This window comes from Aquimarina aquimarini, from assembly GCF_900299535.1.
In the GTDB taxonomy this organism is placed as follows: domain Bacteria; phylum Bacteroidota; class Bacteroidia; order Flavobacteriales; family Flavobacteriaceae; genus Aquimarina; species Aquimarina aquimarini.
On record NZ_OMKE01000011.1, the window covers coordinates 118,346 to 140,597 of the forward strand.

The window sequence follows — 22,252 nt, forward strand, 5'->3', positions numbered from 1 at the left end:
ACAAAAAAGAAAATGGAATCAATTCAAGCCATAAAACAACGATTCGGAATTATAGGGAACGACCCCAAACTAAACCGTGCTGTAGAAAAAGCAATTCAGGTTGCACCTACAGACATTTCAGTTCTAGTCACCGGAGAAAGTGGTGTTGGTAAAGAAAGTATTCCTAAAATCATACACTCATTATCTCATCGCAAACACGGCAAGTATATTGCTGTAAACTGTGGTGCAATCCCAGAAGGAACTATAGACAGTGAGCTTTTTGGTCACGAAAAAGGAGCTTTTACAGGAGCTACCCAAACCAGAAATGGTTATTTTGAAGTTGCCAGTGGCGGAACTATTTTTCTAGATGAAGTAGGAGAATTACCTCTTACCACCCAAGTTAGATTACTTAGAGTACTAGAAAATGGTGAATTTATCAAAGTAGGATCCTCAAAAGTTCAAAAAACTGATGTTCGTATCGTGGCTGCTACAAATGTCAATATGTTTGAAGCCATCAAAAAAGGAAAGTTCAGAGAAGATCTTTATTACCGACTCAGTACCGTAGAGATTCTTTTACCACCACTTAGAGACAGAAAAGAAGATATTCATTTATTATTCAGAAAATTTGCTTCTGACTTTGCTACAAAATACAAGATGCCAACTATCCGCCTGGATAATGATGCTGTTCTATTATTAGAAAAATATCATTGGAGTGGTAATATTAGACAATTACGCAACATTGCAGAACAAATTTCAGTCCTTGAACAAAACAGAGCAATAACGGCATCTGCTCTACATGGATATTTACCGAACATAGGAAGTAATTTACCCGCTATAATTGCTGAAGACAAAAAAGAAAGTGATTTTAGCAACGAAAGAGAAATTTTGTACAAAGTTCTTTTTGACATGAAAAGCGATCTTAATGATCTCAAAAAACTCACTATGGAGCTAATGCAAAGCGGCAATACCCAACAAGTACAGAAAGATAATGAGGGGCTGATACAAAAAATTTATCAAAAAAAGGAAGAAGAAATACAAATTGAAGAGCCTACAGCCAGACCAGCAACTTCTGAAGTATTAGAGATATCTCCTCAAATTACCATTAGACCCCCAGAAGAGGATAAGTATCATTTTGCCGAAGAGATTGAAGAAGAAGAGACATTATCCCTGCATGACAAAGAGTTAGAATTGATCAAAAAATCACTAGAACGACATAGAGGTAAACGTAAGGCTGCTGCAGAAGAATTAGGTATCAGTGAGCGTACTTTATATCGAAAAATAAAACAATACGACCTATAATATTAATGAAAAAACTACAATACCTCTCAATAGCATTAGTTGCATTAATCCTAATCCAAGGATGTGGTGCATACTCGTTTACAGGAACTAATATTTCTGCTGACACAAAAACATTTCAGGTTAATTTTTTTCAAAATCAATCCCCAAGAATTTTCCCAGGTGTTGATCAAGTTTTCACTAACAAACTACAAGATTTGATCCTTAATCAGACCAACCTTAGCCTAACCACTTCTAGTGGTGATATTGTTTATGAAGGTGAAATTGTACAAGACTATGTTTCTCCTAACACAGCAACATCAGACATAACTGCTGCACAAAACCGACTAACTATTGCTGTAAATATGAGGTTCTATGACACAAAAGACCCTTCTCAAGATCTAGAACAACGATTTTCTTTTTTCTTTGACTATCCAGCTTCTGAATCAGAAAGTAACGTAAGAGATCAGGCAATGGATGTGATTTTTGAAAGAATTAGCCAAGATATGTTTAATGCTACCTTAGCGCGATGGTAAAAAAAATAATTAAATTAAGATACTAATTTTTGAATATTAAAGAACTTTCATACCTGCTTCAGAATCCTGCTCAATTAAACAAAGAGCAAACAAATTCTCTGGAAAAAATCGTCAGAACATTTCCTTATTTTCAATCAGCACGTTCTTTATGGTTAAAATCATTAAAGAATCAAGAAAGTTTCAGATACAATCAAGAATTAAAAATTACTGCAGCATACACAACAGATCGTAGTATTCTATTTGACTTTATTACTTCTGATCTTTTTGATAAAGACACAGACTCTCAAGAAATAGAAAAGAAACAAAAATCTGAAATAACTGTTGTTGACCCTCAGGAGATCAAGGCATTGCCCAGAATAGCAATGGATGATGCTGTACGAATGAAAATAAAAGAGGCAGAAGATGTTCTGGACCCTGCTTTATTCTCTGTAAGAAAAGAAAATAGCGCTTCAAAACAAATAGAAATTGCAGCATCTACCAACTCGATTACTCCAGAAAAAAAACATAATCTTACAACAGAAGATAAAAACAAGATTTTAAAAGAGGAATTGCAAATTGACAAACCTCTAGATTTCAACAAAAAAGAAACACATTCTTTTGCAGAATGGTTAAAACTAACTTCTTTGACTCCAGTAAATAGAAATACTGATCAAGAAGTCTTACCTCCTACGCATGAAACAGAGGAGATAAAACCAGAAAAATCACTCGATCAAAAAGATAAATTCAATTTGATTGATGAGTTTATCATTAACAACCCCAAAATACAACCTGCTGCAAAAAACACTCCTGCCCGTAATCTTGCTAAAGAAAATGTAGTTCCTACAGATGAATTAATGACAGAAACTTTGGCTCGAGTATACCTTGCACAAAAAAATTATAAAAAAGCAATTCAGGCATACAATATATTAATTTTGAAAAATCCCGAAAAAAGTGGTTTCTTTGCAGACCAAATTCGATCAATAAAGAAATTACAAGAAAATAAATAACAATATAATGACAACGTTTTCAATCTTTTTAGTATTAATCGTGATTGTATCTTTTTTACTAGTAATAGTAATTATGGTACAAAACCCAAAAGGTGGTGGATTATCATCTTCTTTTGGCGGCGGTGGAACACAGCAACTAGGTGGTGTAAAAAAGACTACAGACTTTTTGGATAAAAGTACTTGGACTCTAGCAACACTACTATTAGTATTAATCCTATTATCCAACATTGATTTAATGGGTGGAGATGCTACTCAAGAATCTAAAGTAAACACAGAAGACATTCAGGTAGAAACTCCTGTAACGCCTCCTGCAACCAACAATGATGACAAAGAGTAACATCTTTTTAAAAAAACAATTACAAAAATGTCGACTTGTCATATAGTCGGCATTTTTTGTTTCAATTTGTCAGTATCACTCTACTGGCATAATTTCTGAAATACTAGCATTCGAATATTTCATTTTAATTTTAATAATAAAAACTAATATAATGGGAGTAAATATTAAACCTCTTTCAGACCGCGTGGTTGTCGAGCCACTTCCTGCCGAGACACAAACAGCATCAGGATTGTTCATTCCTGATTCTGCTCAAGAAAAACAACAAAAAGGTAAAGTAGCTGCTGTAGGTAGCGGTAAAAAAGATCATGATATGACTGTCAAAGTTGGTGATACCGTACTTTACGGAAAATATTCAGGAACAGAATTAAAATTAGATGGAAAAGACTATCTAATAATGCGTGAGGATGATATCCTTGCTATCGTATAAAAAATATCTATACAAAAAACACAAATCCAAAATCCTAAAGAATAGTATTTCAGGATTTACACAATTTTCAAAATAAATAAAATATTATGGCAAAAGACATAAAATTTGATATAGAAGCACGCGACGGTATCAAACGTGGTGTAGATGCATTAGCCAATGCAGTAAAAGTAACATTAGGACCTAAAGGACGTAATGTAATCATCAGTAAATCTTTTGGAGCCCCTACTGTGACCAAGGATGGAGTTTCTGTTGCTAAAGAAGTAGAATTAGAAGATGCTCTTGAGAATATGGGAGCACAAATGGTAAAAGAAGTAGCTTCAAAAACCAATGACTTAGCAGGAGATGGTACTACTACAGCAACTGTACTAGCTCAAGCAATCGTAAAAGAAGGGCTTAAAAATGTAGCTGCAGGTGCAAATCCTATGGATTTGAAGCGTGGTATTGACAAGGCTGTTGAGGCTATTACAACCGACTTAGAGAAACAAACTAAAGAAGTAGGTAGTTCTTCAGACAAAATACAACAAGTAGCTGCTATCTCTGCAAATAATGACAAAACTATCGGTGACCTTATTGCTCAAGCTTTTGAAAAAGTTGGAAAAGAAGGAGTTATTACTGTTGAAGAAGCTAAAGGAACTGATACTTATGTAGATGTTGTAGAAGGAATGCAGTTTGACAGAGGATATCTATCTCCTTATTTTGTTACAGATAGCGAAAAAATGACAGCAGATCTTGAAACACCATATATCTTACTATATGATAAAAAGATTTCTGCTATGAAAGATCTTCTTCCTGTTCTTGAACCTGTAGCTCAAACAGGAAAACCTCTTTTAATTATTGCAGAAGATGTAGATGGTGAAGCGCTAGCTACACTTGTTGTAAATAAATTACGTGGTGCTCTTAAAATTGCTGCTGTAAAAGCTCCTGGTTTTGGAGACAGACGTAAAGCAATGTTAGAAGATATTGCAATCCTTACTGGAGGTACTGTAATATCTGAAGAACGTGGTTTTACTTTAGAAAACACAACAATCGAACACCTAGGTACTGCAGAAAAAGTAGCTATCGATAAAGATAACACTACTGTAGTAAATGGTGCAGGTCAAGAAGAGCTAATCAAAAACAGAGTAAATCAGATCAAAGCTCAAATTGAAACAACAACCTCTGATTACGACAAAGAAAAATTACAGGAGCGTTTGGCTAAACTAGCTGGTGGTGTTGCTGTATTATATGTAGGTGCGGCATCTGAAGTAGAGATGAAAGAAAAGAAAGACCGTGTAGATGATGCGCTACATGCTACTCGCGCTGCTGTAGAAGAAGGTATTGTTGCTGGTGGTGGTGTTGCTCTAGTAAGAGCTAAAGCTGTTCTAGACAAAGTAAGTACTGAGAATGCAGATGAAGCTACTGGTGTACAAATAGTAAATCGTGCTATCGAAGCTCCATTGAGAACAATCGTTGAAAACGCAGGAGGAGAAGGTTCTGTCGTTATCTCTAAGGTATTAGAAGGAAAAAATGATTTTGGATATGATGCAAAATCAGAAGCGTATGTAGATATGCTTAAAGCTGGTATTATTGATCCTAAAAAAGTGACACGTATAGCTCTTGAAAATGCTGCGTCTGTATCTGGTATGATCCTTACTACAGAGTGTGCATTAATAGACATCAAAGAAGATGCTCCTGCAGGAGGTGGAATGCCACCAATGGGCGGAGGTATGCCTGGAATGATGTAATAGCAAATTGCTAAAAACAAAAACTCAACAAACTTGTAGAAACTCTATAACTTGTTGAAAAATAAAAGAACCATCTCGTTGACTCGAGATGGTTTTTATTTAAAGTCTTATCATCTCTTTGTGCATTCTTCTATTTCTCTACAACAGTGTTATACAAGAATGAAAAAACACTCATATTTATTGCTATTCTATTATGTAAAGTAGATTTAAGAATACTGTTGCATTATATTTTTTACCAACATCTCTGTTTTTGTATGTTTTTCTTTTACCAATAATTGCTTAGGAGGCGCTACTCGCACTTCGCAATTTGCTAGAGAACATGATTCACAAGTAACCCCAACTTTTTCTTTTGGTATTTTTTTATCATTTACAAAACTAATCTTCCTTTCTAGAGCAGGAGAAATCAGAAAACCAATACCTATACTACGATAGTACGCTTTTTTAAAAGGGTCTTTTGTTGCAGAAGTAAACACCAAATACTGTTGATCTGTATCTACATAATGAGAAGTTTGAATATTGAAAGCATACTCTAAATCCTCATGAGAAGTTCGTTGCAGTATTTTTATTGCCATCCACTGTCTACAGTAATGCTCATTTATCTCATTTGCTCGTGGTTGTTGCTGATGTGTAATATGCAACTCTTTTACTAAATTAAATTTTTCAACACCAGGCTTATGTGTAAACCGAAGAAAGAATACATTTTGCATCCCAAAATCTTTTGGTAATACATTGGTAAGTCGCTGATAAAATGATTCGGGAGATGCGTTATACAGTTTCATTATTTTATGAAACGATTTTTCAGAAAACCGTTTCATTGAGAACAATTCTTTTAAACGTTCCTTCAAATGAGTTCTAGGAATAATTAATGCTCCAGCAAAATATGATGCATAAAAATTATGTAACACTTCTTCAAAATTATCATACTTTATCCATGAAAATGTATATGGCCTTTCTTTAATTTCTAGATACTGATACCCTAATTCTTTGGCATAAATAAATGTTTTTTGAGCTTCATCAACTCGGTCAGATAACAACAATGTTTTGGTAGAAGGCACAAATACAGATCTTAAATTATCCAATTCTTCTTGCTTGGGGATTCCTGCTTCATTAATCGTATATCCATACTCTTCTCTCAAAATTTCTTCTAAGTCAGCCGAAGAGACTTTTCCTGTTAAATCCAACTGGTACGAATTTGCACAACGCAAAGCCTTATCTTCAAGCTCTTTAAAAAAATTATTATGTGCTTCTTGATATGACCTAAGAGAAGCCAAATAAAAGCTTTCTCTACTCATATTGTAATGCTGAGCAATCTCTATTATTGTACTTATAAATGCATTCACCTTAGATGGTGCATTAGCAATAATATCAATCAAATCACTTTGCTGTATCCCAAACAGTTCTAATGGAATTTCATCTAATATACCAGACTGCAAAATCTCGCCTATAGGAGCTAGATTCTTATCTAATTTCAGAGAAACCAAATCATCATAAGAAACATCAAACGTTTCTGCAAGTTTGATAATTTTATCTGTCTTAGGATATTTTTTACCTTTTTCTATTTCATTTAAATACGATTTAGAAAGCCCACACAACTTAGACAATCCAAAAAGCGATAGCCCTTTTTCAGTTCGTATCTGCTTGATTTTCAGTCCAAAAATAAGTCGTATGTATTCTTCTGCTATTCCCATGGATTCAAAAATAATCATTTTTGCGTAATTTCCTAAAAAACAAAAAGTTCACATTTAGCGAACGTTCGCTTGTTTTGTAAAAAACTTTTTTATAATATTGTTAACTCAAACGATATAGTTATGGAAACAAAGACAAACCTTAGTCAGAAAATTAGCTTCAGAAAAGAGGTTAAAAACTACCATCCAGAAATACTAACAGATGGCGCCTTGGCATTTTTAGAGACCTTACAAAATCGTTTTAACAACAAACGATTAGCTCTTTTAAAAAATCGCAAACATCAACAGCAACTGTTTGATCTAGGAACACACCCTTCTTTTCCAGAAAACACCAAAGAGATACGCAATAGCGAGTGGGTCGCTGCAGCTATCCCAGAAGATTTACAAGATCGCAGAGTAGAGATCACTGGTCCTGTGGATAGAAAAATGGTCATCAACGCATTAAACTCGGGAGCCAAAACATTTATGGCTGATTTTGAAGATAGTAATGCTCCTCTTTGGGAAAATTGCCTCTACGGTCAAAAAAACCTAAAAGATGCTATCGATAAGACTATTTCTTTTCATAACCCTAAAAGAGACAAAACATACACTCTTAATAAAGAAACAGCTACATTAATCGTACGACCAAGAGGATTACATCTTAATGAGAAACATCTTCTTATAAAAGATCAAGAAATGAGTGCATCTCTTTTTGACTTTGCATTATATCTTTTTCACAATCACAAACAACTAAAAGAAAATGGGACAGGCCCATATTACTACATACCAAAATTAGAACATTACACAGAAGCTGTTTGGTGGAATGATGTAATTGATTTTTCTGAAGAATACTTAGGTATTAACAATGGCACAGTAAAAGTGACGGTATTAATAGAAACTATCACTGCAAGTTTTCAATTGGATGAAATCATTTATGCATTAAAAAATCATATTGTTGGACTCAACTGCGGAAGATGGGATTATATATTTAGTTATATAAAAAAACTCAGAAATCATAAAGGATTTGTAGTACCCAATCGTGCACAAGTAACAATGAGTAGTCCGTTTATGGATGCATATAGTAAACTCGTAATTCAACGATGTCATAAACGAAACATTCTTGCCATAGGCGGTATGGCTGCACAAATTCCTATCAAAGGAGATGATAAAAAGAACGCTATTGCTTTTTCAAAAGTACAAGTAGACAAAGAACGAGAAGTAAAAAATGGACATGATGGTACATGGGTGGCACACCCTGGATTGGTACCATTGGCAATGGAAGTGTTTAATACTCACATGCCAACTCCTAATCAATTAGACATCAAACTCGAGCATCTGCATATTACAGAAAATGATCTTATAGCCATTCCAGAAGGTACTATAACCGAAAAAGGAATACGAGAGAACATCAATGTAGGGATTCATTATATCGCTACTTGGCTTGGAGGTAATGGTGCTGTAGCATTGTACAATCTTATGGAAGATGCAGCTACAGCAGAAATAAGCAGAACTCAAATATGGCAATGGCTAAAAAATGAGGTTCAATTAGAAGACGGCAGAATATTCAACAACTCTCTTTTTCAGTCTATTTTTAAAGATGAACTAAATGTTATTCAGGAACAAACCGGAAAGGTTCTTTTTGAAACTATCCATTATCAAAATGCAATTCAGGTTTTTTATGACCTGGTTACTTCTGAAGAATTTGAAGAGTTTCTCACTACCAAAACCTATACCTATCTATAGAAAAATCAAATCATATAAGACAAGAATCTATATTGCATAGTACTGTCTAAAAAACAAAGAAAATAAATTAATACATAGTAAAATCAATAAGCCATGAATACAGAACGAAGAATAGAAGAACTGATGATTGACTGGAGTACAAATCCAAGATGGAACAATGTAAAACGTCCTTATACTGCAGCCGAAGTAGTAAAGCTACAAGGATCTTATAGTATTGAACATAGTATTGCAAAACAAGGTTCAGAAAAACTATGGATGAAATTAAAAACTCAGGGGTTTGTAGCAGGATTGGGCGCACTAACAGGCAATCAAGCTGTACAAGAGGTTGAGGCAGGATTAGAAGCCATATACCTAAGCGGATGGCAAGTAGCAGCAGATGCTAACCTTGCGGGGCAGATGTATCCTGACCAATCTCTATATCCTGTAAACAGTGTACCTCAAGTTGTAAAGAGAATAAATAATGCTTTATTACGTGCAGATCAAATTCAGGTTGTTAATGGCGAAAAAAACCAAAAAGATTACCTAGTCCCTATTGTAGCTGATGCTGAAGCAGGATTTGGCGGGAATCTAAATGCATTTGAGCTCATGAAATCTATGATTGAATCAGGAGCTAGTGGGGTTCATTTTGAAGATCAACTAAGTTCTGCTAAAAAATGTGGCCATCTTGGTGGTAAAGTATTAGTACCCACACAAGAAGCAATAAACAAGCTAGTCGCTGCTCGTCTTGCTGCCGATGTAATGGGGACACCTACGCTTATAATAGCAAGAACCGATGCTGATGCTGCAAACTTATTGACAAGCGATATAGATGAGCGTGATAAAAAGTTTATTACTGGCGAACGAACAGATGAAGGTTTTTTTCATGTTAAAAATGGAATAGAGCAGGGAATAGATAGAGGCTTGTCATACGCTCCTTATGCAGATTTGATATGGATGGAAACAAGTAATCCTGACCTAGCACAAGCTCGTAAATTCGCTGAGGCTATTCACGCTAAATATCCTAACCAGATGCTGGCTTACAATTGTTCTCCATCATTCAATTGGGCAGCAAAACTTTCTGTAAAAGAAATGGAAACTTTTAGAGAAGAACTAGCTGCTATGGGATATAAATTTCAATTTATCACTCTAGCAGGGTTTCATGCCTTAAACACAAGCATGTTTGAGCTATCAAAAGCATATAAAGAACGTGGAATGGCTGGTTATTCTGAATTGCAAGAAAGAGAATTTGCTTTACAACAAGATGGATTCCGCGCAGTGAAACATCAAGGCTTTGTAGGCACTACATATTTTGATGCTGTGCAAAACACAGTAACCACAGGGAAGGCTTCTACTGTAGCTATGGAAGGTAGCACAGAAGTAGAGCAGTTCTAGAAACAAGCATGATTTTTTTTCCGATTCTTAGTTATCATGCACAAAAACGACATTTACCATGGTAAATGTCGTTTTTTATTATTTTTCAAAAGCCTTATTTTCTAATCACATTTCCATGTAAAATCAGATACCGTAAATCTTTTATTTCCTATAAAATTATAATGCCACCACTCTGTTCTTATAGTCTTGAAACCATGTTTCTCCATGGTTTTCTTCAATAGCTTACGATGGTCTAATATTTCTTGCGAAAAAGCGCTATATGAATGATGTGCTTTTTTACCAAAAAAATCAAAATCTGTCCCCATATCTACTGATTCTCCATCTAATTTTACCAATGTAATATCTACAGCCGCTCCTCTATTATGAACCGACCCTCCTTTTGGATTGGCTACATATCCAGGATTTGGAAAAATTTTCCACATTTTTTTCTGTACACTATGCGGTCTATAACAATCAAAAAATTTGATCTTATACCCTTTCTTAATTAAATCTGCATTAGCCTGAATCAATGCTTGGGCAACCACATCTCTCACATAACATTTTGCACAGGAGTATACCTTTTCTTTCAAAAAATTTGAAGTTGTAGCATATCTCATATCTAAAACAAAATCACTTGAGATATCTTCTATATTTACAAATTCACCATCATCTACATTCCCGCTTCCTGCATGTATCTCTATAGAATCCTTTTTTTTAAGTAAACTTTGCTCTACTTTATCACCACGCATTTTGAGCGTCTTAGATTTCTCTATAAGCGCTAGAGTTTTCTCTGATGGCTCGTATACTGCCTCTGTCTCATTACAAGATGAAAATAGTACTGAAAAAATTAACAAGATTAATTTACACTCTACCATATTTTCTGTTTTCATTCCAATTATAATAACCTTGTGTATATCTATCAATTAGTATTCGTCTTCCCCAAAACCAAACTAATCTCACACAAGATTCCTTTTTTAAAGATAATAAATATTATTATCTATTTTACTTAAAAACCTCTTCTACATCACCACAAACCAACATTTTGTTACCAAAATAAGGGTTTCTTATTTCTTTGGAGTCTGATAACCAATACCCTCCTTTTCCATCAAAAGCCATAGGACAAAATTGTTTATACACTTCTCCCGATATAATTTTGGATTCACCAATTACACGCTCCATTTCTTCGGTTAACGCAACAAAAAAATCTCTTTGTTTACTTATATCTTTGGTTAACGAAACTAGTTTTGAAACAGCTTTAAATTGAGCATCACCTTCACTGTCTCCAAGGGTGGCTTCTAGTTTTTTTGCTTCTGCCTGCACCTCTTTACTCTTTGAATTCACTAATGCAGCCTTAATAGAAAGATATAAATTATACACTTTCTGATCATGTGCATCCTCAAATGTAACTTCTGATTTAGAATCTGTAGCATTAAGATCTTTGTTTATCAATCCTTGCTCATCAACAGGTTTTGTTTTTTTATCAGTCTTGCAGGACATACAAACAAACCCTGCTAGAAGTAGTGTTATAAAAAATTTTACGGTTGTTTTCAAAACTCTATAGTGTTGTTATTATGTTAAAAACGTCAAAAATACTTCATCTATAAAACAATTACCAATGTATCAACTTTTTTAAATGTCTTTTTTAATAATACAACACTATTCTAAATAGCATGTCTTTTTCTAAATATTCTAAATATTTTGGATATTTTTGACTTTAAAAATTGTACCCGAATGTTATTTGAAAATTTAAAACCCAAAGTAACCCAAATACTTACTAAAGAAGATAAACCTGTAACCGATAGACTGCACTCTGTATGTCAACTCCTCAAAGACTCAATAACGTATTATGATTGGGTTGGTTTTTATTTTAAGAATGGAGACAAAGAAGAGCTAAAATTACGCACTTATGTTGGTGAAGCGACAGATCATGAAATCATACCTTTTGGAAAAGGGATCTGTGGTCAGGTGGCTATTTCTAATGAAAACTTTGTTGTTCCTGATGTACAGGCTCAAGATAATTATATTGCTTGTAGCTTTACTGTAAAGTCAGAGATCGTAATTCCTTTATTTAAAGAAGGTGAGAATATTGGTCAAATCGATATCGATTCAGAAACACCTGATCCTTTTACAGAAAAAGATGAGAGGTTTCTAGAATTTGTAAATCAAGAAGTTGCTAAAATCCTTTAATTATTGTTCCTTCGTTAGCAATAATATTAAATCATTTTATATATGAAAATCTTAGTCACGGGGGGATTGGGGTTCATCGGTTCTCATACTGTTGTTGAGTTACAAAACAAAGGGTATGAAGTTGTAATTATTGACAATTGCTCAAATTCATCCACTGATGTCCTTGATGGAATTTATGAAATTACAGGAAAAAAACCTGTTTTTGAAAAATTTGACCTCAGAGAAAAAAACATTGTTCAAGATTTTTTTGAACGCCATCAAGATATTGAAGGAGTTATTCATTTTGCTGCGTCCAAAGCTGTAGGAGAAAGCGTAGAAGAGCCTTTGCTTTACTACGAAAACAATATATCAACTTTGGTCTATCTATTACAACAGCTCACTCAAAAAACTTCTTCTAATTTTATTTTTAGCTCTTCTTGTACTGTATATGGGCAAGCTGATACACTACCTATCACAGAAGATGCTCCTGTAAAAGCGGCAGAATCTCCTTATGGAAATACAAAACAAATCGGAGAAGAGATTATACGAGATACTTGCAAAGTAAATCCCGCACTCAAAGCTATTGCTTTGCGATATTTTAATCCAATAGGAGCGCACCCAACTGCTGTCATAGGAGAACTCCCTATCGGAGTACCTCAAAACCTAGTGCCGTTTATCACACAAACTGCTATTGGGCTTCGTGAACAATTATCTGTATTTGGCGATAATTACCCTACAGATGATGGTACTTGTATCAGAGACTACATACATGTTGTAGATCTAGCAAAAGCTCACGTAATAGCATTAGAAAGATTGATCAATAACAACAACACTACTAATTACGAAGTATTTAATGTAGGTACTGGAACAGGTAGTTCTGTATTAGAGGTTATACAGTCTTTTGAAAAAGTAGCGGATCAAAAACTAAATTATAAAATTGTAGAAAGACGAGAAGGAGATATTACCGCTGCTTATGCAGATACCACTAAGGCAAATAATGAATTAGGGTGGAAAGCAAAAAGCACTTTAGACGATTCTCTTAGCTCTGCCTGGAAATGGGAACAAAAAGTACGAAGTTGAAGCATCATATCATCCTAAAAGCAGCTTCACTATTAACAAAAAGCTTACTTAATACCCCCGTTATACTATAAACTAATAGCTTATAATTTTAACAAGCGTAAACATAAAACAAAAAAACCTGAAGTTATAACTTCAGGTTTTTTTGTTTTATGTTTCTTACTTTCTAGTCTAGTAGAATTTTGATCTTTTATCTTCAATTTCTGCAGCTCCTTTTAGCGCTTCAAAAACTTTTGCATCTACTGTTCCAGCTTGGGCTTTAGACATTCTTAAAGCATAGCTCATGTAGTTATCCAATTTTCCTGCAGGAGTTTTCTTTGTCACCTCTATTACATATACTCCATTGTTTCCTACAATAGGAGCAGATACTTTTCCTACTTCTAACGCAAAAGCGGCTCCCACTACTTTTGGCTCATTTCCTGCTCCGCTAATTGTTGGTGTTTTCATATTTAAGGCGGAAGAAACTTTTACTGTTTGCCCTTGTCCTTGTGCAATTGCATCCAATGTACTACCAGAAATCTTATTTTTTAATTGCTCTGCTTTCTTTTCTTTAATCAATATAGGTTTTACTGTTGCACTAGCATCTTCAACACTCATTAATCCTTTGCCTGCTTTTGCAGTTAATTGAACTACAGCATACCCTCCAGGAATATCAAAACGCTTAATATCACCTACTTCTGACTTCTCATTAAATGCCCATTGTACTATTGATCTTTGAGCTCCTACACCAGGAATACTCTCATCTAATTCTTTTATTTTGTTTACTGGTCTTGCTGTCAGTCCATTCTCCTTAGAGATTTCATCAAATTTCTTGTCTTTAGCAGCAATCTGAAACTTTGTAGTTTTTGTAAAAATTGCATCTATAGTTTTTTCACTAGGCTCTATTTTCTGAGCTACAGTTGCTATTTTCACAGCTGTTTGCTCATTCTTTTGATCCTCTATACTAATGATATGGTATCCAAATTGTGTTTCTACAATTCCTTGATCTCCTATTTTATTTTCGAAACAGTAATCATTAAATGCTGGCACCATTCTACCTGGAGTAAAATACCCTAGATCTCCTCCTTTATCCTTATTAGAACTATCCGCAGAGAATTCTGATGCAAGGGTTGTGAATTTAGTTTTATCTGCTCTAGTTAGACCAACAATACTATCTGCAAGAGCTTTTGCCTCTTCTTTAGTTCTTTTTGTATCTCCTGCGGTTCCTAATCCTTCCCAAGAAATCAAAATATGATTTGCTTTTACAGAATCAGGTATTTGTTTTTGAGCAATTATTCTAGATATCTTATAATGACCTCCGTCTTTATAAGGACCATAAACTCCACCAATTCCAAGATTATAAAGTGTATCTGCTACAGTTGCTGGTAAGTCTTTCTTAAATTTAAACCCTCCATCAAATGGTATTGCTGAGTGCTGAGCCACAAATTCTTCAACATTTTTTGTGTTTCTAAACCCGAAAACAGAATCTGTTGCATTGGTTGATTTATTAAACTCTACTTTATCATCTAATAATCCAGCTACTTCTTGTCTTATTTGATTTTTATCTTCTTCGCTTGCTTCTTCATTAAACAATACATATTGTATATCTCTTGATTCTTCTGCTTTATATTGATCTGCATGTGCATCTACATATGACTTAATATCTGCATCAGTCACATCAACTTTACCATCCTCAATACTAGAAAAAGGTACTTGTACATATTTTATATCTACATTATCATTTTCCATCTTATATTCTAACTCACCTTCTCTCAATGTAGATCCTACAGCAGCTTTGATCATTGTAAGGTAAATTTTTTCTCTCGCATTTTTACTTACAGAGTTTTCAAAATCCAACCATTGTGCGTATGCTTTTGGCGAAGTAGCTTTTACATTGGCAACATATTCTTGCATTTTTGCTTTATCAAAAGCTCCTGCTTCATTTTGAAAAGTTGGATTATTTGCCAGTGATTCAGCTAATAATTCATTTACTTCATCCTCTCCTACTCTTATATCTAGTTCGTCCAATTGCTCTTCAAAGACAGCTTCTCTCAACTGCTGATTCCATACATAATTCACTGCTTGAATACTAGATGCTCCTCCTCCAAAATTTTGCGAAGCCAATTCTACCTTTCTAGCAAAATCAGTTCTATCAATATCTTTTCCGTTTATGGTTGCAATTATATTTTCAGCCTTTTGGGAAATAGCTCCCCCATTACGTATCAAATCTGCTAACACAAAAGAGAAAAGTGCTAACGCTATAATTACGATTAGAAAAACCGAACGTTGTCTGATTTTATTTAAAACTGCCATGGTATCTTATAATTTATTCAAATATAGTGGGCGAAAATACCATTTTATTGTAATAATACCAATTAAAAAATCTGAAAGTCTTATGAAGTTTTTCTTTAATTCAACTTTAATACAATTCGATCTGGTTTTAACCTATTTAATTTACTTGTTTCCCTTGATTTAAAATTCCTTTTACTATCAAAAGTTGAGCTATTGCATACGAGATCATAATCCATATATTCTGAACAAACAAAGGCTTACAAAACTCAGTGTATGCCAACACACTATCTGAAAGCATAAAAAACAATGCCCCATAAAAAACTTGATTATAACTCACTTGCGATACGCTGTTTTTTCTAAGATAAGAAGCATTAGACATCAACAAAATCACTATCATGTATATTATTACAGGTATTAACAACTTACCTAAACCTCTATACAAAAGACAAAATAGAGCTATCCCATAGAGTATAGTAAACATAAGAAAAATTGTATTTTTTTGCTGTTTATTACGTTTTTCAAGAAATATTAGAATATACATTATATGAGCAATCAAAAATGCAAAGAGTCCCATCATAAAAAAAAGTTGCGCTCTTACAGCAAACAACAATAGAACATCTCCTATCAAAGAAAACAACAACCCAAAAAACAGTAGTCGAGTCACTATAGCACTCAGTTTATTTTTGTTTCTCAAAAAAAATAGGATGAGCGAGACTAGGATTAGGGGTTTTGTAAAATCCCTAAAATCATTCAATCGTTCTATACTACTACAAAGCAAATCACATAACACAACTCCCATATAAATGAAAATAAACGATATATTCTTTGGCTTTTTTATGCTTTGCCCCACTGTGTAATTAATCTTCTGTCACTACTTGTAGCTCTATGATCTCAATCTTGGTATTTGATGTTTCTATAATTTTTATCTTGAAGATATCTATTTTTACTTCATCACCTTGTTGTGGGATTTCTTCAGTATGATTAACAATCATCCCGCCTAGTGTTTCATAGTTTTCATCTTCGGGTAAGTTCAACTTATAAATTTCATTTATATGATCTACTTCTATTCTCGCAGAGAATCGATAGTTATTTTCTGACAATTGCTCTTCTATAAGAGCAACAGAATCATGCTCGTCTTGAATTTCTCCGAAAAGCTCTTCAACAATATCTTCTACTGTAATTATACCACTAGTTCCTCCATATTCGTCAATCACTACAGCTATACTTTTTCTTTTTTTGGTCAAGAGGTTAAGTACATCTTTTACAAACATTGTTTCTGGAACAAAAACAACAGGTAGCAGAATTGCTCTTAATGACTTTGGTTTTTTAAACAACTCAAAGGAGTGCACATATCCTATAATATCATCAACTGTATTGTTGAATACTATAATTTTTGATAAACCTGTATCTATAAATATCTTACTTACTTCTTCTATAGATTGTAATTTTTCTACTCCCACAATTTCTGTTCTGGGAATCATAACTTCTCGAGATTTTACATCTGAAAAATCTAATGCATTCTGAAAAATTTGAATTTCGCTATCAATCTCATCATGCTCCTCTATAGTTTCCATCTGTTCGTTTATATAATCTCCTAATTCTGTTTTACTAAATGCTAATTGAACTTCATCTCCATCTGTTTTTAAAAATGTTTTTAAAACAAAATCAGAAACCCAAATCACAAATGACGAAATAGGAGAAAATACTACATAAAAAACGTATGCAGGAAACGAAAATACCTTGAGCAAGGTATTTGAATATATCTGAAAAAATACTTTTGGCAAGAATTCTGCTGTAATCAATATTACTAAGGTAGAAATAGTTGTTTGTAACAACAGATTAACACTTTCTGCTATATCAGGAAAATAGCCTTCTATAATTCTCATCAACAACTCCCCCATATAAAAACCATACACAACCAATGCTATATTATTACCTACTAGCATGGTGGCTATAAATTTGGATGGTTTATGAGTTAATCGAGCAAGAACATTAGCGATAAAACCTCCTTGCTTTTTTTCTATTTCTATATGAATTTTATTTGAGGATACATACGCAATCTCCATTCCCGAAAAAAAGGCTGAAAGAATAAGGGAAAGAATAATAACCGTGATATGCACCTCCATGAATTAACCTTTCTTATTGGCTTCAAATCGTTTTCTAAAATTTCTTTTAAAGAAAAACATAAAAATTGCTGCTATCGCAAAAAAAAGATAAAGCATACTTCTCCCTCCTTCACGACCCCACTCTACATATGCTTCATAAATAAAAAAACACATTATAGCCAAATAGGCATATTCAAAAAATCTAAATACTTTCATCATAGCATTGATTATTTACTCCTCGATAAACATCACTCCATCATTGATTCTTGAATTCAAGATAGTAAAATCTTGATTAGCGTCAAAACCATCTGCTTCATTAATTGTTCCGTCGGGCAGATAACTTTTATAGGGCTGATCTGTAAAAACCCAATTAATATTTTGATCCCAATATAGTTGTTCTGCCTGCAAATGGGTACTATCGGCAGTTCGTATATCTACATTACCTCTCATATCAATCAAACCTGTTTCTTTGTATGATATTGCATAATCTGAGGTAACAACACTCACTTTTCCTTCTTTATCTATCACATCCAAAATAATTCCTTCTGGAAACTCATAATATGCGAATGATTTATTGGAAAAGTCCAATACTTTAGGCGTCTTGAGTATTGCCGCTAATCTTCCTGAATCTGTATATTTAAGATTAACTTCATATACTTCTGCTATAGGAGCGTCTTCAGAAGACAAATACTCTTGTCCTTCTTTTTTTACTGATTGGCATGAAAAAAACATTGTCACAGCAAATGCTGTGACAATGTTTTTTATGATATACTGTTTTTTATTTTGCATTATAGTTTTGGCACTCTTACGGTTTCACCAATCCAACAACCAATCTTAACAGATGTTACTCCTGGGTTATTAAAGATATCTGTTTTTGATGGAGCTCTACCATGATAACTTGCTGCTGTTTTAGCTGAAGTTGATCTTAAACTAGGATCTATTTTTCCTGCTCTTCTTGCATAGTTTTCTGCTAACCAGTATACAGCTCTTTTACTAAACACATCTGCTCCACAATTATTTGCACTACCAGCTATCATACTTGCAATTCTAAGGTAACAAACTCCCATAGAAGGTTTTTGTTTAAGCGCTTTTCTATAATAAGATCTTGCTTTTCCTTTGCTTCCTTGTCTTTTCATTATTTCACCAATCTTAAAATACACTTTTGCCTTATCACTAGCTTTCGTCTCTAATTCTGCTGATTGATTAAAATATTTCAATGCCGTTGTAGTTTTCTTATCTTTTAAAGCTAAGATCCCTAGATAGTATGCTGATTTTGAAGAAGGTTCTGCTGTATGAAGTGCTTCTACCAATTTAAAGAATAATGGATCATCTGTACATTCTTTTGCAGACATTCTCCCTGCTGCACTCTTTAACCAGCTTACATCTGTCTTTTTAGCTTCAAACTGACCATTATATAATGGTATTAAGTTCTTACAATCTGCTAATTCTCCAAGCTTCTGGTTTATCCCTGCTTTTACTTTACTAAAAGCTGTAAGATTGATTCCTGAATTTTTAAGCTTTCTTTTTTCCTTAGAACTCAATGCAGTTCCTGCTTCTTCTTTTTCTGTAAGTTCTGCAATTATTTTTGCTAATCTACTTTCTTCATTTTCTATCTTTTCTGTAACATCGTCATATAAATTAAAGACTCCTTGAAGTTCTTTTTTACCTTCTCCATGAAGATCTACAAAAAGAGAGAAATAAGTATATAATTTCTTTGGTCTTTTAAAGCTTGCTTTATCTTTAGTATACGCCTTATCGAATTCTGCAAACTGAGTATCTTTTGTACCTATTTTATTATCATACATCAACTGACCTATATCAGAGTGCATATCTCCTATCTTAGTTTTTGCAGGAAAATATTGAAATCTTTCCTTCCATAACTCAATTTGTTCTTTTGCAACAGCTACTTTTGCGTCGCCTGTAGCTTTCTTATACTTGGCTTTTAATAATTTTTGTCCAAATTGATAAGTTGCTACACTATAGGTTGGACATTCTTTTCTTACTTTCCATAGAGGCGCTTCTGCCGCTTCATAATTCTTCACTTTAGCATGCTCATAAGCTATAGAAGCCGTATTTGCACAGTCTGTTGCCTGAGCATTTACACTTGTCGTGCTCAACGCTAATCCTGTTGCTAGTATAAATAAAACTTTAGTATTCATAGCTGTAGTAATTATTGTATTTAATTAAATTTTAATTTCTTAAACCATCTATCATTTAATGATAAACTTAAAGAGACGTTAAAGAATTCTTCTTTAACCAATCCAAAATTCGTTGTTCCCCGCTGACCATATTCAAAACCTAGATTAGCATTCGAGAATAACCTTCCGACTGGTAGTCCTACTCCAAAAGATATGCCAAACTCATTAACTGATCCATTGTTTATATTCAATCCTGTCTCTTCATAACGGAATCCTGCTCGATATGTAACCCTATTAAAATATCCAGTTAAAGAGTTATATCTAGGGATATAATACCCTCCTGCCTTAAATTTTGAAGCATTCTCATAAACAACATTGCTCTGGTTAGACACCAAATTTGTAAACTTACCAGAATCTACATACACATATTCTGCTCCTATAAACCATTTTCTAGGCTCTCCTATACCTCCACCAATCTTATATTCTGCAGGTAGGTCTACTTCTTGATCTTCAATCGTTATTTCTCTTCTATCAACTACCACTTCTTGACCATTGTTTCCTATAATTACTGTTGCCAATTCTCTGGTTCCATTAGATGTCAAATCAAAAGAAGGTCTTGATACTGCAGAAGCAACAAGCTCTAACCTATCTGTTATCATAGTCTTATATGTCAACCCAAAAGATAAGCTAAAAGATGATAAATCCGAATTTGTAATCTCTCTTGTATCATATTGAATCCCTGATCTTCTTAAAATGGTCTTATTTTCAATATTTCCAAAGTTATAATTTAAATCCACACCTATACTCAAGTGTTTATTAAGTTTTACACCAGCGGCTAAGAAAACTTTATTCAATCCTCCTGTTCCAGAAAACCTAAGCTCTCTAGTATCGGTTACATTATTAAGCTCATATCCTACTGAGGTAAGTGGCACAATACCAAAACCAAAACCAAATTTACCTGCAGGAATACCAATCGCCAAATAATCTAAGGAAGCATTTTCTCCTGTAGATGACTCTGTAGTATTACTAATGTCAAATTTACTATATGATGTACCTACCGTATATGTGGTAAGACCTAGTTCTCCAAAAGAAGCTGGGTTTTGAAGGTTAAGATGTATACTATCTGTATGTATGCTCAATCCCCCCATCGATCTATTTTCTACTGTTCCTTTGAACTTTGGAATACCAATTCCATAAAAAGAATATGGTGATGAAGTCCCTTCCTGAGCGTGAGATATTACGGCAACATGTACCAATATGACTACTAAAATCTTTTTTATCATTTATTATTATTAAAGGCTAAAATGTAGTTTAATCCTTCCAACAAAAAATTAGAAGTGGCAAATATGCTATTTTTTAATCTTTTAGACAAAAAATGTGCATCCCCACCGGTTAAAATAACTGTTAAATCAGGATAAATGTTGCAATATTCTGCAATTACCCCATTAATTTCATGTAATATTCCGAAAACAACTCCAGAATGAATTGCTTCTTCTGTGCTTTTTCCTATTTGATTTTTTGGAGGTACTAACTCTAATAATGGCAATTTTGCCGTGTAATTATGCAAGCTACCATATCGCAATCGTATTCCTGGTGCTATTGCGCCTCCAAGATATTCTTCTTTTTTATTTTTAAAATCATATGTTATGCAGGTTCCAGCATCTATAATCAATACATCTTTACCCGATAACTGATCAACTGCTGCTGCCACCAAAGCCATTCTATCAATTCCTAGTGTAGTAGGTGTATCGTATAAATTCTTGAACGGCATCGACACCAAATGATCCAACACAAGTGTATTATATACGTTTTTGATATATTGAACACAATCTTCGTTTATATTAGAAACCGAAGAGATAACTGCATTTTTAATCAAAGGGTAGGTTTCTTTGATTTTCTGCACCTCTTTTTTTAAAGCATTATGACCAATTGTATTTTTATAAATAATTTTTGATGCATCAAAAACACCTATTTTAGTGTATGTATTTCCTACATCAACAACCAAATTCATATTTTCTTTTTATTAAGTTGCAAAAGTACAAAACGATTTTTTTACATTTTTCTCTTGTGTATTAAAAAAAGGGTGTTATATTTGCATCCGCTTACAGCAAGGTGCCTTAGCTCAGTTGGTAGAGCAAAGGACTGAAAATCCTTGTGTCCCTGGTTCGATTCCTGGAGGCACCACCTTAAAAGCCCAAACAATTTGTTTGGGCTTTTTTTATGCTTAAACATTCATTTACAAGGATCAAGACCAAAAGTTGTGTTTATGCAAATATTCTAGTTAATATACAATCTAAAAAAACATTCCATTTAAGATTCTATAATTCTATACCCCTTATTATGTACATTCAAAATTTTAACTTGATCGGAAGTAATATGGATCAAGACTAATTGTTGTGTTTATGCAAATATTCTAGTTAATCTAAAGAGAAAGAATTCTACATTTTTGACTCCTCTAAATTGTGCTCTAAAGG

21 protein-coding genes and 1 tRNA gene are annotated in these 22,252 nt (G+C 33.7%); 11 read left to right on the forward strand and 11 right to left on the reverse strand.

Translation table 11 applies throughout. The features are described from left to right. Positions 1-12: 12 nt before the first annotated feature. The 6 genes from DG508_RS06865 (at position 13) to groL (ending at position 5,264) form a co-directional block, all read left to right on the forward strand. Entirely contained in the window at positions 13-1,278 is a 1,266-nt protein-coding gene (locus DG508_RS06865) for a sigma-54 interaction domain-containing protein (protein ID WP_108867428.1), read from the forward strand. A 5-nt stretch (positions 1,279-1,283) separates the two neighbouring features. Further along, positions 1,284-1,790 carry an LPS assembly lipoprotein LptE gene (gene lptE, locus DG508_RS06870; protein ID WP_108867429.1) on the forward strand — a complete coding sequence of 169 codons (507 nt, stop codon included), beginning with the start codon at positions 1,284-1,286 and terminating at the stop codon, positions 1,788-1,790. A gap of 29 nt (positions 1,791-1,819) precedes the next feature. Further along, complete coding sequence (locus DG508_RS06875; RefSeq protein WP_108867430.1) at positions 1,820-2,776, forward strand: hypothetical protein; 957 nt, start codon at positions 1,820-1,822, stop codon at positions 2,774-2,776. 7 nt (positions 2,777-2,783) lie between these two features. Then, a complete protein-coding gene (gene secG, locus DG508_RS06880) occupies positions 2,784-3,113 on the forward strand; it encodes a preprotein translocase subunit SecG (RefSeq protein ID WP_108867431.1) in 330 nt (109 codons plus the stop codon). 151 nt (positions 3,114-3,264) lie between these two features. Continuing rightward, the gene (locus DG508_RS06885) at positions 3,265-3,540 is read left to right on the forward strand and encodes a co-chaperone GroES (RefSeq protein ID WP_103866105.1); all 276 of its coding nucleotides are present in this window, start codon (positions 3,265-3,267) and stop codon (positions 3,538-3,540) included. An 86-nt stretch (positions 3,541-3,626) separates the two neighbouring features. Next, complete coding sequence (gene groL / locus DG508_RS06890) at positions 3,627-5,264, forward strand: chaperonin GroEL (protein WP_108867432.1); 1,638 nt, start codon at positions 3,627-3,629, stop codon at positions 5,262-5,264. Between the two features lie 206 nt (positions 5,265-5,470). Here the strand turns inward: groL and DG508_RS06895 are convergent, their stop codons facing one another. Continuing rightward, on the reverse strand, positions 5,471-6,970 hold the full coding sequence (locus DG508_RS06895) for a helix-turn-helix domain-containing protein (RefSeq protein WP_234418194.1): 1,500 nt from the start codon (positions 6,968-6,970) through the stop codon (positions 5,471-5,473). A 102-nt stretch (positions 6,971-7,072) separates the two neighbouring features. On the opposite strand from DG508_RS06895, the gene aceB reads away from it, so the two are divergent. Continuing rightward, the gene (gene aceB, locus DG508_RS06900; protein ID WP_108867433.1) at positions 7,073-8,671 is read left to right on the forward strand and encodes a malate synthase A; all 1,599 of its coding nucleotides are present in this window, start codon (positions 7,073-7,075) and stop codon (positions 8,669-8,671) included. 93 nt (positions 8,672-8,764) lie between these two features. Continuing rightward, entirely contained in the window at positions 8,765-10,042 is a 1,278-nt protein-coding gene (gene aceA, locus DG508_RS06905) for an isocitrate lyase (protein WP_108867434.1), read from the forward strand. A gap of 101 nt (positions 10,043-10,143) precedes the next feature. Here the strand turns inward: aceA and DG508_RS06910 are convergent, their stop codons facing one another. Beyond that, positions 10,144-10,911, reverse strand: a complete 768-nt coding sequence (locus DG508_RS06910) for a M15 family metallopeptidase (protein WP_108867435.1) — start codon at positions 10,909-10,911, stop codon at positions 10,144-10,146. A gap of 112 nt (positions 10,912-11,023) precedes the next feature. Continuing rightward, entirely contained in the window at positions 11,024-11,572 is a 549-nt protein-coding gene (locus DG508_RS06915) for a DUF3347 domain-containing protein (RefSeq protein ID WP_159090722.1), read from the reverse strand. 180 nt (positions 11,573-11,752) lie between these two features. On the opposite strand from DG508_RS06915, the gene DG508_RS06920 reads away from it, so the two are divergent. Continuing rightward, entirely contained in the window at positions 11,753-12,208 is a 456-nt protein-coding gene (locus DG508_RS06920; protein ID WP_108867437.1) for a GAF domain-containing protein, read from the forward strand. A 42-nt stretch (positions 12,209-12,250) separates the two neighbouring features. Then, a complete protein-coding gene (gene galE / locus DG508_RS06925; RefSeq protein ID WP_108867438.1) occupies positions 12,251-13,267 on the forward strand; it encodes a UDP-glucose 4-epimerase GalE in 1,017 nt (338 codons plus the stop codon). Positions 13,268-13,435: 168 nt separating this feature from the next. Here the strand turns inward: galE and DG508_RS06930 are convergent, their stop codons facing one another. The 8 genes from DG508_RS06930 to DG508_RS06965 all read right to left on the reverse strand — a co-directional run bounded on the left by DG508_RS06930 (position 13,436) and on the right by DG508_RS06965 (position 21,789). Further along, positions 13,436-15,556 carry a peptidylprolyl isomerase gene (locus tag DG508_RS06930; protein ID WP_108867439.1) on the reverse strand — a complete coding sequence of 707 codons (2,121 nt, stop codon included), beginning with the start codon at positions 15,554-15,556 and terminating at the stop codon, positions 13,436-13,438. 136 nt (positions 15,557-15,692) lie between these two features. Continuing rightward, positions 15,693-16,334 carry a lysoplasmalogenase gene (locus DG508_RS06935; protein WP_108867440.1) on the reverse strand — a complete coding sequence of 214 codons (642 nt, stop codon included), beginning with the start codon at positions 16,332-16,334 and terminating at the stop codon, positions 15,693-15,695. Between the two features lie 58 nt (positions 16,335-16,392). Next, on the reverse strand, positions 16,393-17,661 hold the full coding sequence (locus DG508_RS06940; RefSeq protein ID WP_108867441.1) for a hemolysin family protein: 1,269 nt from the start codon (positions 17,659-17,661) through the stop codon (positions 16,393-16,395). 3 nt (positions 17,662-17,664) lie between these two features. Then, positions 17,665-17,859, reverse strand: a complete 195-nt coding sequence (locus DG508_RS06945; protein WP_328515269.1) for a hypothetical protein — start codon at positions 17,857-17,859, stop codon at positions 17,665-17,667. Positions 17,860-17,871: 12 nt separating this feature from the next. Next, positions 17,872-18,429 carry an LPS export ABC transporter periplasmic protein LptC gene (lptC, locus tag DG508_RS06950; RefSeq protein ID WP_108867442.1) on the reverse strand — a complete coding sequence of 186 codons (558 nt, stop codon included), beginning with the start codon at positions 18,427-18,429 and terminating at the stop codon, positions 17,872-17,874. Beyond that, positions 18,429-19,799 carry a tetratricopeptide repeat protein gene (locus DG508_RS06955; protein ID WP_108867443.1) on the reverse strand — a complete coding sequence of 457 codons (1,371 nt, stop codon included), beginning with the start codon at positions 19,797-19,799 and terminating at the stop codon, positions 18,429-18,431. Before DG508_RS06955 ends, lptC begins: the two co-directional genes overlap by 1 nt. Positions 19,800-19,819: 20 nt before the next feature. Next, the gene (locus DG508_RS06960) at positions 19,820-21,061 is read right to left on the reverse strand and encodes a porin family protein (protein ID WP_108867444.1); all 1,242 of its coding nucleotides are present in this window, start codon (positions 21,059-21,061) and stop codon (positions 19,820-19,822) included. Next, positions 21,058-21,789 carry a type III pantothenate kinase gene (locus DG508_RS06965; RefSeq protein WP_108867445.1) on the reverse strand — a complete coding sequence of 244 codons (732 nt, stop codon included), beginning with the start codon at positions 21,787-21,789 and terminating at the stop codon, positions 21,058-21,060. Before DG508_RS06965 ends, DG508_RS06960 begins: the two co-directional genes overlap by 4 nt. 100 nt (positions 21,790-21,889) lie before the next feature. Between DG508_RS06965 and DG508_RS06970 the strand changes: the two genes are divergently transcribed. Further along, positions 21,890-21,962 (forward strand) — tRNA-Phe (locus DG508_RS06970). Positions 21,963-22,252: the final 290 nt, after the last annotated feature.

Excerpts from the sequence above, each read along its gene's own strand:
- DG508_RS06865 (WP_108867428.1), top strand. The coding sequence starts at position 13 with ATGGAATCAATTCAAGCCATAAAACAACGATTCGGAATTATAGGGAAC.
- lptE (WP_108867429.1), top strand. The coding sequence starts at position 1,284 with ATGAAAAAACTACAATACCTCTCAATAGCATTAGTTGCATTAATCCTA.
- secG (WP_108867431.1), top strand. The coding sequence starts at position 2,784 with ATGACAACGTTTTCAATCTTTTTAGTATTAATCGTGATTGTATCTTTT.
- DG508_RS06885 (WP_103866105.1), top strand. The coding sequence starts at position 3,265 with ATGGGAGTAAATATTAAACCTCTTTCAGACCGCGTGGTTGTCGAGCCA.
- groL (WP_108867432.1), top strand. The coding sequence starts at position 3,627 with ATGGCAAAAGACATAAAATTTGATATAGAAGCACGCGACGGTATCAAA.
- DG508_RS06895 (WP_234418194.1), bottom strand. The coding sequence starts at position 6,970 with ATGATTATTTTTGAATCCATGGGAATAGCAGAAGAATACATACGACTT.
- aceB (WP_108867433.1), top strand. The coding sequence starts at position 7,073 with ATGGAAACAAAGACAAACCTTAGTCAGAAAATTAGCTTCAGAAAAGAG.
- aceA (WP_108867434.1), top strand. The coding sequence starts at position 8,765 with ATGAATACAGAACGAAGAATAGAAGAACTGATGATTGACTGGAGTACA.
- DG508_RS06910 (WP_108867435.1), bottom strand. The coding sequence starts at position 10,911 with ATGAAAACAGAAAATATGGTAGAGTGTAAATTAATCTTGTTAATTTTT.
- DG508_RS06920 (WP_108867437.1), top strand. The coding sequence starts at position 11,753 with ATGTTATTTGAAAATTTAAAACCCAAAGTAACCCAAATACTTACTAAA.
- galE (WP_108867438.1), top strand. The coding sequence starts at position 12,251 with ATGAAAATCTTAGTCACGGGGGGATTGGGGTTCATCGGTTCTCATACT.
- DG508_RS06930 (WP_108867439.1), bottom strand. The coding sequence starts at position 15,556 with ATGGCAGTTTTAAATAAAATCAGACAACGTTCGGTTTTTCTAATCGTA.
- DG508_RS06935 (WP_108867440.1), bottom strand. The coding sequence starts at position 16,334 with ATGGGAGTTGTGTTATGTGATTTGCTTTGTAGTAGTATAGAACGATTG.
- DG508_RS06940 (WP_108867441.1), bottom strand. The coding sequence starts at position 17,661 with ATGGAGGTGCATATCACGGTTATTATTCTTTCCCTTATTCTTTCAGCC.
- DG508_RS06945 (WP_328515269.1), bottom strand. The coding sequence starts at position 17,859 with ATGATGAAAGTATTTAGATTTTTTGAATATGCCTATTTGGCTATAATG.
- lptC (WP_108867442.1), bottom strand. The coding sequence starts at position 18,429 with ATGCAAAATAAAAAACAGTATATCATAAAAAACATTGTCACAGCATTT.
- DG508_RS06955 (WP_108867443.1), bottom strand. The coding sequence starts at position 19,799 with ATGAATACTAAAGTTTTATTTATACTAGCAACAGGATTAGCGTTGAGC.
- DG508_RS06960 (WP_108867444.1), bottom strand. The coding sequence starts at position 21,061 with ATGATAAAAAAGATTTTAGTAGTCATATTGGTACATGTTGCCGTAATA.
- DG508_RS06965 (WP_108867445.1), bottom strand. The coding sequence starts at position 21,789 with ATGAATTTGGTTGTTGATGTAGGAAATACATACACTAAAATAGGTGTT.